The sequence below is a fragment of the Larkinella sp. VNQ87 genome, assembly GCF_049445795.1.
Taxonomy (GTDB): domain Bacteria; phylum Bacteroidota; class Bacteroidia; order Cytophagales; family Spirosomataceae; genus Larkinella.
The window spans coordinates 51,787-68,485 of record NZ_JBMSDT010000013.1; the positions used below are offsets into that span (position 1 = coordinate 51,787).

The 16,699-nt window shown below is 54.5% G+C and carries 14 protein-coding genes; 7 read left to right on the top strand and 7 right to left on the bottom strand.

Annotated features, from left to right (window positions below; all coding sequences use genetic code 11):
* The first annotated feature begins 9 nt into the window (after nucleotides 1-9).
* Nucleotides 10-1,662 carry a LamG-like jellyroll fold domain-containing protein gene (locus ACO2Q8_RS21660; RefSeq protein WP_423346953.1) on the top strand — a complete coding sequence of 551 codons (1,653 nt, stop codon included), beginning with the start codon at nucleotides 10-12 and terminating at the stop codon, nucleotides 1,660-1,662.
* A 6-nt stretch (nucleotides 1,663-1,668) separates the two neighbouring features.
* Here ACO2Q8_RS21660 and ACO2Q8_RS21665 read toward each other — a convergent pair whose 3' ends face one another.
* Both ACO2Q8_RS21665 and ACO2Q8_RS21670 read right to left on the bottom strand, forming a co-directional pair.
* Nucleotides 1,669-2,448 carry a hypothetical protein gene (locus tag ACO2Q8_RS21665; protein WP_423346954.1) on the bottom strand — a complete coding sequence of 260 codons (780 nt, stop codon included), beginning with the start codon at nucleotides 2,446-2,448 and terminating at the stop codon, nucleotides 1,669-1,671.
* Between the two features lie 10 nt (nucleotides 2,449-2,458).
* On the bottom strand, nucleotides 2,459-3,037 hold the full coding sequence (locus ACO2Q8_RS21670) for an RNA polymerase sigma factor (RefSeq protein ID WP_423346955.1): 579 nt from the start codon (nucleotides 3,035-3,037) through the stop codon (nucleotides 2,459-2,461).
* A 361-nt stretch (nucleotides 3,038-3,398) separates the two neighbouring features.
* Between ACO2Q8_RS21670 and ACO2Q8_RS21675 the strand changes: the two genes are divergently transcribed.
* Together ACO2Q8_RS21675 and ACO2Q8_RS21680 are read left to right on the top strand one after the other, a co-directional pair.
* On the top strand, nucleotides 3,399-4,277 hold the full coding sequence (locus ACO2Q8_RS21675; protein ID WP_423346956.1) for an alpha/beta fold hydrolase: 879 nt from the start codon (nucleotides 3,399-3,401) through the stop codon (nucleotides 4,275-4,277).
* 63 nt (nucleotides 4,278-4,340) lie between these two features.
* Nucleotides 4,341-4,772 (top strand): GNAT family N-acetyltransferase, encoded by a 432-nt coding sequence (locus tag ACO2Q8_RS21680; protein ID WP_423346957.1) that lies wholly within the window; start codon nucleotides 4,341-4,343, stop codon nucleotides 4,770-4,772.
* 91 nt (nucleotides 4,773-4,863) lie between these two features.
* Here ACO2Q8_RS21680 and ACO2Q8_RS21685 read toward each other — a convergent pair whose 3' ends face one another.
* The gene (locus ACO2Q8_RS21685) at nucleotides 4,864-6,546 is read right to left on the bottom strand and encodes a M28 family metallopeptidase (protein WP_423346958.1); all 1,683 of its coding nucleotides are present in this window, start codon (nucleotides 6,544-6,546) and stop codon (nucleotides 4,864-4,866) included.
* A 184-nt stretch (nucleotides 6,547-6,730) separates the two neighbouring features.
* Complete coding sequence (locus tag ACO2Q8_RS21690) at nucleotides 6,731-7,822, bottom strand: trypsin-like serine peptidase (protein WP_423346959.1); 1,092 nt, start codon at nucleotides 7,820-7,822, stop codon at nucleotides 6,731-6,733.
* A 633-nt stretch (nucleotides 7,823-8,455) separates the two neighbouring features.
* Between ACO2Q8_RS21690 and ACO2Q8_RS21695 the strand changes: the two genes are divergently transcribed.
* From ACO2Q8_RS21695 to ACO2Q8_RS21710, 4 genes are all read left to right on the top strand, one after another.
* The gene (locus ACO2Q8_RS21695; protein ID WP_423346960.1) at nucleotides 8,456-10,018 is read left to right on the top strand and encodes a sulfatase family protein; all 1,563 of its coding nucleotides are present in this window, start codon (nucleotides 8,456-8,458) and stop codon (nucleotides 10,016-10,018) included.
* Nucleotides 9,984-11,090: a formylglycine-generating enzyme family protein gene (locus ACO2Q8_RS21700; protein WP_423346961.1), complete on the top strand. Its 1,107-nt coding sequence runs from the start codon at nucleotides 9,984-9,986 to the stop codon at nucleotides 11,088-11,090. The genes ACO2Q8_RS21695 and ACO2Q8_RS21700 overlap by 35 nt, the downstream gene beginning before the upstream one ends.
* 65 nt (nucleotides 11,091-11,155) lie before the next feature.
* The gene (locus ACO2Q8_RS21705) at nucleotides 11,156-12,019 is read left to right on the top strand and encodes a chromate resistance protein ChrB domain-containing protein (RefSeq protein WP_423346962.1); all 864 of its coding nucleotides are present in this window, start codon (nucleotides 11,156-11,158) and stop codon (nucleotides 12,017-12,019) included.
* A 97-nt stretch (nucleotides 12,020-12,116) separates the two neighbouring features.
* On the top strand, nucleotides 12,117-12,629 hold the full coding sequence (locus ACO2Q8_RS21710) for a hypothetical protein (RefSeq protein WP_423346963.1): 513 nt from the start codon (nucleotides 12,117-12,119) through the stop codon (nucleotides 12,627-12,629).
* A gap of 66 nt (nucleotides 12,630-12,695) precedes the next feature.
* Here ACO2Q8_RS21710 and ACO2Q8_RS21715 read toward each other — a convergent pair whose 3' ends face one another.
* From ACO2Q8_RS21715 to ACO2Q8_RS21725, 3 genes are all read right to left on the bottom strand, one after another.
* Nucleotides 12,696-13,856 carry a PQQ-dependent sugar dehydrogenase gene (locus tag ACO2Q8_RS21715; RefSeq protein WP_423346964.1) on the bottom strand — a complete coding sequence of 387 codons (1,161 nt, stop codon included), beginning with the start codon at nucleotides 13,854-13,856 and terminating at the stop codon, nucleotides 12,696-12,698.
* Nucleotides 13,857-13,915: 59 nt separating this feature from the next.
* Nucleotides 13,916-15,148 (bottom strand): sterol desaturase family protein, encoded by a 1,233-nt coding sequence (locus tag ACO2Q8_RS21720; RefSeq protein ID WP_423346965.1) that lies wholly within the window; start codon nucleotides 15,146-15,148, stop codon nucleotides 13,916-13,918.
* A 275-nt stretch (nucleotides 15,149-15,423) separates the two neighbouring features.
* A complete protein-coding gene (locus ACO2Q8_RS21725; RefSeq protein WP_423346966.1) occupies nucleotides 15,424-16,584 on the bottom strand; it encodes a methionine aminotransferase in 1,161 nt (386 codons plus the stop codon).
* Nucleotides 16,585-16,699 lie beyond the last annotated feature (115 nt).

A 16,699-nucleotide genomic window follows, 5' to 3' on the forward strand; every position in this document is an offset into this window, starting at 1 on the left:
GTCAAACGTATGAAATTTGTTGTCCGTGTATGGTCTTTTCTGCTGATTATCAGTCTGGCAGGAGGGAGTTTTGTGGGTTGTGAACGCTGGGAGTTGCCCGAGCGAAAAACCAAGCGCAACTGCGTGAAACCGGAAGGAACCCTGAACCACCAGGCCCAGCAACGGAAGGTGGATTTTGCCATTACCAACAGCAGCGGCACCATCGACGGCATTTCCTGGGATTTCGGCAACGGAAGCACCACTGTCACCACCGGCCTGACCGCCAGCATTACCTACGCAACCGCCGGGACGTATAACGTCAAAGCGATCCTCAGCAACACCTGCACCCAGGAAACCACGTTGCTGCTGACGGTAACGGTGAGCGATGCCGTGCGGCCCACCGTCAGCGTCTTGTCGGCCGCCGACCTGACCATCAACTCGGCCCGATTGGGCATGACCATTATTTCGTACGGAAATGCCACCGTGACGCGGCACGGCATCTGTTATTCCAAAACGAACACAACACCGAGTTTAGCCAATGATAAGACGAAGGAGAAAGACGGCACCGCGATGCTGAATACACCGGTTTTCTTTACGCTGGATGGGCTGGAACCCAATACGCTCTACTACGTTCGGAGCTTTGCCATCAATCAGGCGGGTGTGGGCTACAGCGAAACCATTCAAACCTTCCGGACGGGCTCCAAACCGGCCGTGAGCACCGTCACGGCGACGAACATCGGCGTGACGACTGCGAATGCCAATTTTGTGGTGACAAACCCCGGCGACCCGGCCGCCATTGAGTACGGAATTTGTTATTCGTCGAACAGCACCCTGCCCAGCGTCGAGAACGCCACGACGGTCAAGGTCGTCACGCCGACCGTTGGTTCCGCAACCCCGGTTTCGCTGACGAACCTCAACCAGAATACCACCTACTACTACCGGGCTTACGCCAAACTAGCCTCGGGTGAGATCATTTATGGCGAGGTCGAATCCTTTAAGACGCAGCCGGATACGCTTCTTCAGGATCTGGTCGCGTCGGTTTCGTTTACCAATGGCTCGAAAAACGACGAAAGTGGATTTAACAACCACGTCATTTTTGTCAATAACCCGACGTTTGTGGCCGACCGGAAGGGCAAGACCAATTCCGCCGTGCAACTGAATGGCCAGGGCGATTATTTTTACATGAACGAAAACAACGTGCTGCGGCCCGCCAACCTGACCGTCAGCATCTGGATCAAACCGATTACAGTAGACCGCCGGATGCAGATTTTCAACAAAGGGCGGTTTAACGACGGAGCGTATGAAATGTACAGTTCGCTGATCAAACCCAACGAAGCCGGGCCGGGCATTGTGGTGAATACGGATGTGAAGCAGAACAGCAATTGTCAGCGCGGCATCGGCTGGCAAACATTTACGTTCAACAGCAGTTTCCCGCTGAACACCTGGCACCACATTGTGATGGTGTACAGCGGCAACACCGGCCGGATGTACTTCGATGGGGCGCTGCTGTCGACGACTTCTAACCTGCCCAAAACCACCATCGACGACTGCATCGGGGGCGAGCTGAAATTCGGAGCACAATCGCTCGATTTCCCGAATTACTTCTACGGTGCCATCGATGATATCCGGATTTACCGCAAGGCGCTGACCGACAGTGAGGTACAGGCATTGTATAACCAGTGATTACCGTTACTGGATCTTGTTCAGAACGCGTTGCGCCAGTGAGTGAAAGGGGTGGGCCTGATCCGTGCTGATCCGTGTCAGAATGGGCAGAGCCTGTTCTTTCTGACGGTTTTTGACATACGCCAACGCCAGAAACCATTCCGCTTTTTGCTGTAAAACCGGTGAGGGAGTTTCCCGGGCCTTCGCCAGCAACGGAATGGCCTCGGTCGACTGGTCGTTAGCTAAGTAGCTCAATCCCAGTAAATAGTTTTTGTAATGGATGGTCTGGCGGTCGGCCGGAAGCACCTTGAGCTTCTCAATGGCTTCGTCGTAGTTTCGGGCTTTGTAGTTTTTCAGGGCGTCGAGAAAACCGGTTTTTGTCGAGGATGCGGGGAAACTCTTCAGTAACTCGTCGTCAGTGGTCGCGCCAACCGATTCAGTATAGATGCCATCCACTTGCCGACCCGCCCCTTGCCGATATTGGTACAGCCCGATGCCCAGAACCACGACGACGGAAGCCGCTGCGGCCCAGTACTGCCAGGAAATGAGCGGGCGGACGACGGGCTTCGTTTCGCTAACTGGCTCCGGTTTGACCACCGATGCCTGATAGCTTGCTTTGGCCTGGTCGAGCGCCTGCTGGATGCCCAGGGCCCTGAATCCCAGCCGCAGGTTGCGTTGCAGGTCCACTTCGGCGGCCAGTTCCGGATCCGCTTGCAGGTCGGTTTCAAACGATAACCGGTCGGCTTCGGACAGTTCGTTGTTCAGGTAAGCTGAGAGTACTTCGTACTGATCTTCGGTTAGTTTCATTGTGCTTTTCTTAGGGATTGGTGGTTTTCTGAAAAATGGCCTTCAGTTTTTCGGCGCACTGGTACCGTTTCGATTTCACCGAGTCTTCCTTCATGCCCAGCCGTTCGGCAATTTCGCGCAGGGGCAATTCGTCAACGTAAAACCATTCCAGAAGCTTTCGGCAGGTGTCTTTCAACAGGCTGAGGGATTGCTGTACCGACTTAACCACGTCCATTCGTTCCAGATCTTTTTCCACATCACTGGTGTCGGCCAACTCCAGATGTGCCGGCATTTCTCCGCGATGCCGGTGTCGGGCGGACCTCAACTCCGTGATCCAAAGGCGTTTGCAGTATTCAAAAGCCACGGTGGTAATCCGGGTTCCGGCCTGAAGCTGGTATTTGCCGGTTTCCAGATTCAGCATAAAATTTAGCAGCCCTTTCTGAAACGCATCTTCGGCATCCATTTCGTTCCCCTGGTTATTGAGAACCCAGTGGCGAAACGACGGATATGTGCTGGCATACAGAAAATGGTACGCCCGTTCGTCGCGACGCAGCAATGCTTCGTAAAAATCCTGATCGGTGGGATAAACGGATAAAGGGTGTGTGGCCATAACAATAGGGTGTGAACAAAGATAAACCCGTACCCGGTATTCGTCTCACCTGTTCGTATGCCTGAATCGGTACAGGCTCAAAAAGGTAATCGGTTCACGGCTGATTTTTTGACACAATTGTCTGATAATCTAAAAAGTCTGCCCAAACCATTCACCTTTCAGCGGTGAGGCTGATAAAGAGCAGTCGGGATTTGCATACCACCTTTCCGGCTATTTCCACACTGAACGCGTTGACAGAAACATGGCTGACGCCGTGTTTCTGTTTACTTCCCGGCATTTGGTTCCTATAAATCTTGGTCTGGCGCAAGATTTTTTGGTCGGCACCAGGCTAGCTTTGGCCACACATGAACTTATCAAAGCGATGGAGCCGCTTGCTATTCCCTGGTTGGACCGGGCCGAATACCCATTTCGGTCCAATTTTATTACCCTCAACGGACAAAGACTGCATTACATTGATGAAGGAGCGGGCGAAACTTTGCTTTTTGTGCACGGAACTCCTTCCTGGTCATTCGATTTCCGGAACGTGATCAAACCACTGTCCAGTCAGTTTCGCTGCGTCGCTCTCGATCATATCGGTTTTGGCTTATCAGCAAAACCCCGGCAGTATGACTATTCAACCCAGCGACATGCCCAAACGCTGAGAGAGTTTATAGAATCCCTTCATTTGCAGGATATTACGCTGATTATGCATGACTTTGGCGGCCCAATTGGCTTTTCGTATGCTTTGCAGCAGCCCGCGCAAATCCGGCGGATCGTGGTGCTCAATTCCTGGCTATGGAGCAGTGAGTTGGAGCCTGGTTTTCAGAAAATGCGCAAGGTGTTGAGGAACCCCTTGCTGCCTTTTTTGTACCGTTATCTGAACATTTCGCCCAGGTTTATAGTACCGGCTTCGTTTGGCGATAAATCCAAACTGACACCGGCGATTCACCGACATTATACCAGGCCATTCGCCCGACCTGCCGACCGCAACGGCTTGCTGGCTTTTGCGCGCTCCCTGCTGCATGATCAGCCCTGGTTTGAAAGTCTTTGGGAGCAACGTCATCGCCTGACCAACAAGCCGATGGTCCTGGTCTGGGGGTTGAAAGACCCGCTGGTAACCCCGGAGTATCTGCGAAGGTTTCAGGCCGGTTTTCCGCAGTCACAAACACTGACCTTACCCCAAAGTGGTCATTTTCCGCAGGAAGAAGAAAGCGAAGCCGTGGTCGGAGCTATTTTCCGGCTTATGCAGGAAACACCCTGACGGGCCGGTGAAACGATCTGTTGCTATCTTTGCAAAAGTCCATTTCTCTCTAAACGACCGTTCATGCTAGCTGCCATCACACCCGCCGATTACCCCGAAGTGGTGGACGTTTGGGAAGCCTCCGTCCGGGCCACGCACCATTTCATTACAGAAGACGATATTCAAACCTTCAAGCCACTGATTTTGAACCAGTACCTGGACATGGTCGATCTGTTCGGCATCCGGGATGAAACCGGTAGGCTACTTGGGTTCCTGGGCGTGGCCGATCACAAGGTCGAGATGCTCTTTCTGCACCCGGATGCGCGCGGCAAAGGGCTCGGCCGGATTTTTATGAACCACGCCATTAACACCCTGGGAGCCACGAAAGTAGATGTGAACGAGGACAATCCGCAGGCCGTCGGTTTTTACCAGCACCTGGGTTTCCGGACCGTCGGCCGCTCGGAACTAGACCCCAACGGGAACCCGTACCCCATTCTGCACCTGGAATTGGTTTAACTTTACCCCCAACCTCCTAAAGGGGGGCTTCTTGATCTGGGTCCAGAAAGCCCCCTTTAGGGGTTGGGGTAAAGGATAGAAACTGCCTGGATTAGCGGCCACTTTCGGTCGATGACGAACCGGCCGGTTTTGGGCCGAACTTCGTCCCGAAAAAGTCACCTTTATTCCAGGTCGGGCGTTGCGGATTCTGGGCTGCGAGGTAGCCGATCAGAAACTGCAACTGGGCGTGTTTGGCGGCCGCGCCGAAGTCGAACGGCTGGTCGATTTCGTCTTCGGGTGAGTGATAAATCGTCGCGCGCCAGTCGAGGTTCAGCTTCAGACCGTCGAGTTGCGGATTGCCGGTTTCGGTACCGCTTTTGATGTAAATCGCCGGAATACCCTGCCGCACGAAGCTGAAATGGTCGCTGCGCATAAACACCACCTGCTCCGGCATGGGGTCTTTGGCAACCTTCACACCAAGGTAGTTTGCAACGGTGTTGACTTCCTTCGCCAGGCTCGAATGCTCCGAACCGTAGGGCACGATGTCGACCAGCGGATGGAAGAAAAACGGCATATCCAGGCAGAGGTTTGCAATGATCTTGTCTTTCGGAACGGTAGGGTTACTAGCAAAATAATCGGAACCGAGCAGCCCCATTTCCTCCGCCGTGACGGCGACGAACAGAATCGACCGTTTGGGTTTGGTCGGCAGCGAGGCAAACATCCGGGCCGCTTCCAGGTTGATGCCGACGCCCGAGGCATTGTCGTGCGCACCGTTGAAAATCGAATCGCCTTTAATGGGACGTGCTACGCCGAGGTGGTCGAGGTGCGAAACGTAAACGACGTACTCATTTTTCAAAACCGGGTCGGTGCCGGGCAGCACACCCACCACGTTATAACCCGCGATGTCGCCCCCGGAGCGGGTTTCGGTTTTCATCCGAACCGACAGATTGAGCGGAAAGGCTTGTGGAATGCTCCGGTTGGCAGCCGCAATGATGTCGGCCAGCGACCGGCCGGAAGCCGCAAAAACCGTCCGGGCCGTCGAGTCGCCGAGGGCGGCCACGCCTTTCAGCTCCGGAAACACCCGTTGCGGGTTGCCGTCTTTGCCGAGCCAGCGGTAAGTGCCTGCCCGCGCCCGGGCCGACGAAGCCTCCATCCGGTTTCGGACGTCGGTGGGCAAACTGAACGAGATGACGCCCACGGCCCCGTGCGCAGCGGCATTTTCGAGTTTGGCCGAACTGTGGTAGGCGCGTTGGTTGGACGGAAAAGCTGCCGGAGCGCCGTTGAAGTAGGCCACGATCTTTCCCTTCACGTCTACGTTTTTGTAATCGTCGTAGTTGAGATCGGGCGCGGTGACGCCAAAACCGACAAACACGACGGGCGCGGTGATCTCGCTTTTTTCGTCGCCATACACCGGGCTGAGTGTATAGTTTTTGCCGAAAACGAGCGGTTGCTCCTTGCCATTTTTACCGATCAGGGTCAGCGAACTCCCTTCTTCCCGAACCTGCCATTGGCGCAGCGGGACTTTTTGGAGGTATGTCTGGTCTTCGCCCGCCGGTTGCAGGCCCAGGGCTTCAAACTGCGCGATGACGTAATTGGCCGCCAGCCGGTAACCGCGCGTACCCGGTCTTCGGCCTTCCATCGCATCGTCGGCCAGGAAACGCATGTGGGCACGGATCGCTTCCGGTCGGACGGATTGGGCGGCTGCGCGGGCATCGGCCGGGATGCCGGATTTATCCTGAGCGAAAAGAAACGAGATGCTAAGCAGTAAAAAGTTTAGGGTTAAGACGGTTTTCATAGCTGGGTTGCTCGAATTGAAACAACCAAGATACGGAGAAGATCAGAATAAAATTAGGTCTAATCTCCAATTATTGCCTTTTCGTTTTGCCTACAACCAAACAAACAGGATCGGTACAAACAAAGACGACCTGAATTTGCAAACGAAATTCAGGTCGTCCTTGTTTATGGGTGAAAACCGGCACTCAGGCAAATTCGCTGCGGGCACGGGCCACCAGGTCGCGCATATCCATGCTTCCGCTCGCACCATTATTCGAGCTGGTTTGCCAGGATTGGACGGCTACTGCCCGTGGGCCAACATCGCCATCCCAGAAACCAAAAACCGGCCCCCCGGACTGGCCCGGAAACACATCCGCTTTGTGCAGAATGGACTGGGCGTCGGCATCGGTGCCATCGACGCGAAAACCGCCCTGCCAGGTCGGCCGCTGGCCCCCGTTCAGATCGCCCGGATAGCCCATGTGCGACCAAACGGCCAGATCATCCCAGTCGTCGTTATAACCCCGGGCACCCATCCAGCCGGTCGTTTCGCCCAATCGACGGTCGAGAACAACAACGACATAGTCAAAATTTGCCTCATCGCCGGTAATAAAACCGTCGCCGTCTTCTTTCACATACCAGTAAATGTGGCTTCCGTACGCTTCCCCGAACGGAGCCGTTCCGTCGTAGTACGAAGGGGTAAACCGCACCCAATCGGCGGCAAATCCTGCCGGAGCGGTCCAGTCGATGACGTGACTCACAGTTAACAAATGGCGGGGACCAATCATCACGCCTGACCCGGAACCCCGGTTGGTTTGCACCAGCCCGACCGTCGACCACGGGTAGGTTGTATCCCGGAACGCCCGGCGGTTGTCTGTCCCAAAAATGGTGGTCGCTACGCGCCGTTCGCCCACAACTTCGCGAATGGTTTTGATGCTTTTCTGCAACTCAACGGGCGTGGCGTTGAAGCCGAGGTGATCCGGAATAAAGCTGGTCAACTGCCGGGCCAGTTCGTCCTCGCTGACTTTCCGGCGTTCGGCTTTCACGGCCTGGCCCTTCAGGGCGGGGGGCAGGGCCCGACTTCCGGCGCGGATGCCGTCTAATTCGACTACAATCTCCCAATGAAGCTGGTTGTCGCCCCGGTCGACGCGTTCCAGGCGGGTCTTGACGACCGGTTCGCGGTCGGCCTGAACATGGAACCGGCGCTCGATTTGGATCGGGGTGTCGTTGACGGCTTTACGAGCCTGGAAATGCCGTTCCAGTTCCTTGAACGAAACGGGTTTTTCATTACTGTCTGGCATGGATGTAGGGATTTAAGGGTGAAAAAATTGCCGGGTGGGTCAGTCGGGCGGTACGGGATGGTAGCACAAAAGTGTGAACCGATTGTATTCTGTTGATGCAATAGTGAGTAAATAAAGAAGACCAGCGGCAAACGATCTACTGAACGGTCGGCCGATTGACGGAACGGTAAATGGGCAGGAGCCGCATCAGGTGGGCCAAAAGAGCGGGCTGCTGCGGCCAGCGCAGGATTGTAGTGTCGGACTTTTCAGCCAATCCCCTTTGTTTTCTGCACCAAAAGCTATTTCTTTGTTTCTCTATTTAATTGCTAGATATACAAGATTTTTGTTTTCCGGAATTGAAAATGACAAAGTCACTCTCCTGGGATGTGCCCCCTATAGTCTATTGCCTAATCAATCGCCAAAGCGGATTCGGGACCCAAAACCGGGTGGTTGAATCTGAAATAAAGTAAAACAATGAACTTTACTGCTTTCAACATAGAACCGGTGACCTGGCCGGAGGAAGCAATGCAACCCGTACCCACGGACTTTAGTCCGTGTGAGTTTATATCAGCATCTGGATTTGTGATAATTTGCACGGACTAAAGTCCGTGGGTACGGGTTGGCTAATTGACTGTTAATCAACGGATATTTGAAATGAATCTACGCATTGGAATCGGCATTTTAGGCATCTTCTCGGCGCTGGCGGCTTTGGTGGTCGTGCCGGGCTACACGCCGAATGAAGCGGAAACGCAGCAGGCCAACCGCCCGAACGTCATTTTTATCTTCTCCGACGACCACGCCTACCAGGCCATCAGCGCTTACGGGAGCAAACTGGCCAAAACGCCGAACATCGATCGGATTGCGAACGAGGGTGCCATTCTGTACAACAACGTCGTGACGAACTCCATCTGCGGACCCAGCCGCGCGACCCTACTCACTGGCAAGTACAGCCACCTGAACGGCTATAAGGAGAACGAGAAAAAGTTTAACATCAACCAGCCGGTTTTTCCGGAAGAGTTGCAGAAAAATGGCTACCAGACGGCCTGGATCGGGAAAATGCACCTGGGTAGCCTGCCCAACGGCTTCGATTACCTGAACGTGCTGCCGGGGCAGGGTCATTACTACAGCCCGACGTTTGTGAATTCGAAAGGGGATACCACCCGCTACCCGGGCTACGTTACCAATGTCACGACGAAACTGTCGCTGGATTGGCTGAAACAGCGCGACAACGCCAAACCGTTCTTCCTGGTGGTCGGTCATAAGGCGACGCACCGCGAGTGGCTGCCCGATTTGCAGGACCTCGGTGCGTACGACAACGTGACGTTCCCGCTGCCCTCGACGTTTTACGACAACTACGAAGGGCGCGAAGCTGCCAAGAATCAGGACATGACCATCGACAAAACGATGCGCCTGAAAGAAGACCTGAAAGTCCATGCCGATTATACCAAAAGCGGGATTTACAACCGGTTTTCGCCCGAAGAAAAGAAGCGGTTTTACGAGTATTACGAGAATAAGGTTAGCCGCGAATTTGACGAGAAGAAACTCAGCGGCAAGGCGCTCGTGGAGTGGAAATTCCAGCGGTATCTGCGCGATTACCTGGCAACGGCCAACTCCCTCGACCGCAACATCGGAGAATTACTAAAATACCTGGATGAAAGCGGTCTGGCGAAAAACACGGTGGTCGTTTATGCCTCCGATCAGGGCTTTTACCTGGGCGAACACGGCTGGTTCGACAAGCGGTTTATTTACGAACAATCGCTGAAAACCCCATTTGTGATCCGCTATCCGGGTGTCATTAAACCGGGTACAAAGGTGAATGAACTGGTTTCCAACATCGACTGGGCACCTACGATGCTGAATATTACCGGCACGGCCATTCCGAAAGAAATTCAGGGCGAGTCGTTTCTGCCGTTGCTGACGGGCAAAAAAGTGGCCTGGCGCAAGGAGGCTTATTACCACTACTACGAATTCCCGGTGCCGCACCACGTCTATCCGCACCTCGGTTTGCGCGGAGAACAGTACAAGCTGGTGCGGTTTTACGGCCCGAAAGATTCGTGGGAACTGTACGACCTGAAAAAAGACCCGCAGGAACTCCGGAATCTGTACGGTTTAAAGGGCTACGAAGCGATTACGGCCGATTTGAAGAAAAAACTCAGCGAGCAAATTCGCCACTATAAGGATGATGAAGCGCTTAAGATTGTGGAGCAGGGGCAGTAAAACCGGCCTGGCGCTCGGGCTTTCGCTGATCGGTTTGCTGGCTTGCAACTCAGAACAAAAATCAACGGCGGAGCAAACCGCCGAAATCGACAGCGGAGCACATTGCGTTGCGAAAGGCATGCCGTCGCGGTCGGCGGCTATCCGGCAGGCGGCTTCCGTGACGGCCGGGAGCGAAAGCTCGACCGACGGCATGGTCTGGATTCCGGGCGGGACATTCCAAATGGGTTCCGACGAATTTCCGGACGCCCGGCCGCTGCACGCCGTGACCGTCGACGGTTTCTGGATGGACCAACACGAGGTCACCAACGCCGAATTTGCCCAGTTTATCGAAGCGACCAAGTACGTGACCGTGGCCGAGCGGCCGCTCAATCCCAAAGATTATCCGGGCGTTCCGGCCGACAAGCTGGTGCCGGGTTCGGCGGTTTTTACGCCCACGGTCCAAAAAGTCTCGCTCGACAATCCGTTGCAGTGGTGGGAATACGTGGCCGGGGCCAACTGGCGGCATCCCGAAGGCCCGAGCAGTAGCCTGAAAGGCCGGGAAAACCTGCCGGTGGTGCACGTGAGCTACGAAGACGCGGCTGCCTACGCCAAATGGGCCGGAAAACGCCTGCCGACCGAAGCCGAATGGGAGTTTGCGGCCCAGGGTGGCAAGGGCAACCATACCTACTATTGGGGTGAGGAGCAAAAACCGGGGGGCAAGTGGATCGCCAACATTTACCAGGGCGAGTTTCCAAACAAAAATACGCTCGAAGACGGCTACGCGTCGGCGGCTCCAGTGCAGTCGTTTCCGGCCAATCCGTATGGCTTGTACGACATGGACGGGAACGTCTGGGAGTGGTGTCAGGATTTGTACCGACCTGATTATTATAGAAATAGTCCCAAAGATAACCCTAAAGGGCCGACCGACAGTTACGATCCCGACGAACCCGGCGCGGTGAAATACGTGCAGCGGGGCGGCTCGTTTTTGTGCAGCGATCAGTACTGCATTCGTTACAAAGCCGGGAGCCGGGGCAAGGGCGAGGTCAGCAGCGGTAGCAACAACCTCGGATTCCGGTGCGTGCGCTCGAAATAGTGAAAGAGAATGGCAGGGCTAGCCCCGCTCTGTGTTGATAAGCGGAAAAGAACGCTCGACTTATCATGAAATGGATTACCCGCGAACGCCCGAAAATTGACCGGATTGCCTGCCCGTGGCTCATCAAGCGGTTCATCGACCCCCAAGCTGAAATCATCTTTGTGCCTGATAATCAGGTAAAAGCAATGGCTGTAACCTTGCAGGCTATTCCGTTCGACATTCCGGGCGTCGAATTTACGCACTACGAGAACCAGTGTACGTTTGACTATTTTCTGAAAAAGTACGAGCTGACCGATCCGGGGCTGCACATCATGGCGCCGATCATCCGGGGGGCCGATACCGACGACCACGCGATCGCCAGCCAGTCGGCGGGCTTGTGGGCCATCTCGGCCGGGCTGGCGTTTCTGATTCGCGACGATCACGAACTGCTCGAAAAAGGAATGCTGCTGTACGACGCGCTCTACGCCTGGGCGAAGTATCTGCCCCAGGCCAAACACGTCCAAAACCCCACCGAAGCGGTGCTATTGCAGATTTACCGGACGTATCTGCACGAGAAAGGCGGGAAGAAAGCCAAAGTGCCCGGCTGGACCACTGAACTGCGCGAACTCATTCAGAATCACATCGATACGAACCTGAACCTGAGCCTGAAAACCGTCTCCGAAAACCTCGACATAAACCCGACTTACCTCTCGCGGGAATTTTCGCGGTATTTCGACGATCTGACGTTTGGCGAATACATCCGCAAGGTCCGGATCGAGAAAGCCATTCAACTGCTCGAAACCGCCGACAACACGCTCTCCGAAATTGCCTACCTGACCGGTTTTTCCGACCAGAGCCATTTTACCCGGATTTTTAAGCAACATACCGGAAAAAGCCCCTCGCAGTACCGAAAAAATCTGGCAAAACGTAAAGCCGATTCCAAAGGTTAAATCTATTCTATTTTAAAAACGCTGTCTTGTCTAGCATTGTGGTGGAGTAACCGTCAGGAAGGCGGTTTTGGATTGTTTCACCCCAATTTCAGTCATCGTGCGGACCGTTTACCAGCTTCTGTTCATTCTTGTATTTTTCTTCTTTTCAAAAACTGGGTCGGCCCAGGACAGCTCGCCGGTGTATCCGCGCGTTGCGGGTTATGTCGGCATTCTGCACCCCATCGTGACCTTCAGCGACGAAGGCACCGTGACGAACTTCGATTCGTATTACGTGGTGGGCCTGCCGACGGGCATCAACATCTGGAAAAGCGCCAGAATTGGTTTTTCGGCCGAGTTTGTGCCGTTTGTCCGCGCCGAGAACGGCACCAGCCGGATGGCAAATTTTCTGTTCCACCCGGGTGTGTTGGTAGGTCTCGGACACGGCTTTACGTTTGCAGGACGGGCGGCTTTCGAAACGAACGGGCGGTACGGGTTCACGCCGGTTTTGAACAAAATCGTGAAAAAGAACAAAAACAGCGGCTATTTCGTGGCCATGCCGGTTCCGTTTCGGTTTGGCAACAACCACCCGACCAGCGTGACCATCGGTTTTCAGTTTGGAATTTCGTTTTGAACAACAAAACCGGGCACAAAAAAACCGGCCCGCTGGCGGGCCGGTTTTTTTGTAGCAATCACGTAATTACTGAGCCGCCGGACTCAGCCGGACAATCCGGCCGGAGTTTTCGAGCACCACGTAAATGTTGCCGTCGGGGCCTTGCCGCAGGTCGCGGACGCGCCCGATTTTCTCGGCAATCGTTTCCTGGCTGACAATTTTGTTGCCCCGCACCACGCAGTGTTTAATGTACAGAAATTTCATCGAACCGACCAGCAAATCGCCGTTCCAGTCTTTGAATTTCGGGCTGGTCACGAACGTCATGCCGCAGGGCGCAATCGACGGTTTCCAGTAAATGACCGGTTGTTCCAGGCCCGCGCGGGCGGTGTCTTTCGATATGATGCTGTTGTCGTAGTCAATGCCGAACGTGATCAGGGGCCAGCCGTAGTTTTTGCCTTTTTCCACGATGTTGACTTCATCGCCCCCTTGTGGGCCGTGTTCGTGTTCCCAAATCACGCCCGTCGTCGGGTGGATGGTCATGCCCTGCGGATTTCGGTGGCCGTACGACCAGATTTCGGGCCGGGCGTTGGCCTGACCGACAAATGGGTTGTCTTTCGGAATTCGGCCGTCGTCGTGCAGCCGCACCACTTTGCCCTGATCGGTGCTCAAATCCTGTGATTTTTCTTTCTGACCGCGTTCGCCGAGCGACAGGAACACGTAGCCTCTGTTGTCGAACACAATCCGGCCACCGTAGTGCGGAGCGCCGGTCACGTTCGGCATGGCTTTAAAAAGCACCTTAACATCGATCAGATCATGGTCTTTCAGGCGGGCGCGCAGCAGGGCGGTGTTCGCGCCGTCGCCCGCTTCGCCCTCGGCTTTGGGTGAGGAGTAGCTGATGTAAATCCAGCCGTTTTCCTTGTAATTGGGGTGTAAATAGATGTCGAGCAAACCACCCTGGCCCCGGTACAGAATCGGGGGCAGGCCGTTGATGGGCGTGGGGTCGAGTTTGCCGTTTTTGACGAGCCGAAGCTGGCCGGGCCGTTCGGTCACGAGCAGGTCGCCGTTGGGCAGGAATGCCATCGCCCACGGCATTTTCAGGCCCGAAGCCACGGTGTCGATTTTCAGGTTTGGAGCTAGTTTGGGACCCGGTTCGGCGGAACGGTTGCTCATCAGGAAGGCCGATCCGGTCAGGGCCAGCACACTAAGCACCAGCGACGGTAGGCCGACGCGGGAGAATACGTGTTTCATAGGGTATAGCGACGTGTTTAAAAGGCCCGAAAGTACGGAATTTTCAGGACATTTGGTGGTCACACCGTGCCGTACACCAATTGCAGGTACCGCTTTTGCAGGTTCGAAAAATAAACCCATAGCAGCAGAAAACCGATGAGGAATGCGCTCAGTGAAACCGGGTTATGCAGGTACGGCAAGGTCATCAGAATCAGCAACGTAACCCGGGTAACTTCCAGGTAAAAGACCCACTGCCGCTGTTCGAGCAGGGCTCCGCAGTTGACGAGTGTAATCAGAATGAACAGCGATAGCAGAACCTGATGATACACGGAAACATAGTTTTCCAGCAGCAGAAAAACGAACAGAATGGTCAGAATGCCGATGAGCTGGCCCAGGACGTAGCCCCGGAACCGGCGGCTGGTGGCATGAACCGACGAGCGCGACAAAAACCGGCGTTCCAGATGATCCCGCACTTCCGGGTCAATGTCGTCCGGACGGCCAAACAGAACCTTGATTTTTGCCACAAAACCGGGCGTCTGCCGAACCGTAGCGGCCAGTTCCATCAAAAAATGAAATTGCTGCCACAAAAAGCTGTGGCTTTCGAGGGGCTTGGTCAGGCCGTAAACCAGCTCCTGCGCATCTTCTTTTTCCTCGACAAACGTACCGAACAGTTTATCCCAGATGATCAGCACGTCACCGTAGTTTTTGTCGAGATACTCGGGGTTGCTGGCGTGATGGACACGGTGGTGCGAAGGCGTGACAAAAATGTATTCGAGCCAGCCGAGCTTGCCAATCGTGCGGGTGTGAATGAAGAACGGGTACAAACCGTGCAGAATCAGCATGGTGCTAATCATCCCGGCCGGAAAACCGATGAACGGCAGAATGGACCAGAAACCGGTCCGAATGAGGGCTTGAAAAACCGTGATCCGCGCCGAAGTCGTGTAGTTGAAGTCTTCGCTCTGGTGATGCACCACGTGGGCGCTCCAGAACAGGTTAATCTCATGCGCCAGCCGGTGGTACCAGTACCAGACAAAATCGGTGGCCAGAAACAGCGCCACCCAGCCCAGTACCCCCGGTTTCAGGTCGTATAGGGCGTAATTGCGGTGGATGTAGTCGTAGAAAAAGTAAAAAACACCGACGGTGAAGGTGTCGAGCAGCCGTTCGGCGATGCCGACACTGATGTTGGCGACGGAGTTATTGAAGCGAAAATAATCCCGTTTCTGCCATTTGGAAACGAGGTATTCCAGCCCCATGAAAAACAGAAAGAAAGGGACGGCCAGCGCCATCCAGTTCAGATTTGTAAACTCTTCCATACAAGTTACCGGTAATGGGTGGTAAAAACGGGTTAAATGCGTACGCTTTTATCGTTTTCATAACGGAACTGACAGTTTCAGCGAATACTGCCGGTTGGGCTCAAGGGTCGGTTTTACGCTTACGCCCAATTTTCACGAGAGAACGTTTAAAATCACCAAAACAGTTTCAACGTTCTGGACTTAATGAACGTTACGACCTATTGACTGACCGAAAGACCCTCATGTGGCTAAAGACCCCTATTTGATGAGGAGTGTTGCAGCCGGAATGGTCATCTTCACAACCGGCTCAATCGCTCACCGGCCCGCAGCAGCGTTTCGTCGTCTTTCGCAAAACAGAACCGCAAGCGTTTGTAATCGTCTTTTTGGTGGTAAAACACCGAAACCGGGATCGAAGCCACGCCGATCTCGCGGGTCAGCCGGACGGCCAGCTCGTAGTCGGGTTCATCGGTCATGGCCTCGTAGGAAACCGTCTGGAAAAAACTACCTTCCGTCGGCTGGAAATGAAACCGTGAACCCCGAATGCTTCCGAGAAACAAATCCCGTTTGCGTTCGTAGAAGTCAGGCAGGGTTTCGTAATGCGCCGGGTTTTGCAGGTAGTCGGCCAGCGCGTGCTGAATCGGCGTCACGGTGCTGAAGGTCAGGTACTGGTGAATCTTGCGAAATTCGGTCGTCAATTCCTTCGGGGCCAGGCAGTAGCCGACTTTCCAGCCGGTAATATGAAACGTTTTGCCGAAGGAACCGCAGACGAACGTACGCTCCTGCAAAACCGGGTGGGTCGCCAGCGACCGGTGCGGTCGGCCATCAAACCGGATGTGCTCGTACACTTCGTCGCTCACGATCCAGATGTCGCGGTGCTGCACCAGTGCGGCCAGTTGCGAAAGGTCGTCGGCGGTCCAGACGCGCCCCGTCGGGTTGTGGGGTGTGTTGACGAGGATCAGCCGGGTTCGGTCGGTGATTTTTCCGCGCACAGCTTCCCAGTCGATGGCGTAGGTCGGTGGGGTTAGCGTGATAAAAACCGGAATGCCACCGTTCAGTTCAATGGCCGGAACATAGCTGTCGTAGGCCGGTTCGAAGACAAGTACTTCATCGCCGGGCCGGACCACGGCCGTCACGGCGGCAAACAAGGCTTCGGTGGCGCCAGAAGTAACGGTTACTTCGGTTTCGGGGTGGTAATGGATGTTGTAAAGTTGTCCGGTTTTTTCGGCCAAAGCTTCCCGTAAGGCAGGCACGCCAGTCATGGGCGCATACTGGTTAAATCCACTTTTTAAATACCGTTCCACGAGGCCCACCAGTTCCGGTGAACAATCAAAACCCGGAAAGCCCTGCGACAGATTGATAGCCCCGGTTTCAGCCGCTAGTTTGGACATGACCGTGAAAATGGTCGTTCCAACCCACGGTAATTTGGAGGGCAACGCACCTAAACCTGATGCCGTCATGCTGATGGAAGAGTAAGTAGCGTATCGATTAATCCATAACGTCGACCGAAATTCTACCTCGCAAACCGCTATCGACTCCGAAAAGTATAAAATAATTGTCAGGAAACCATCAATT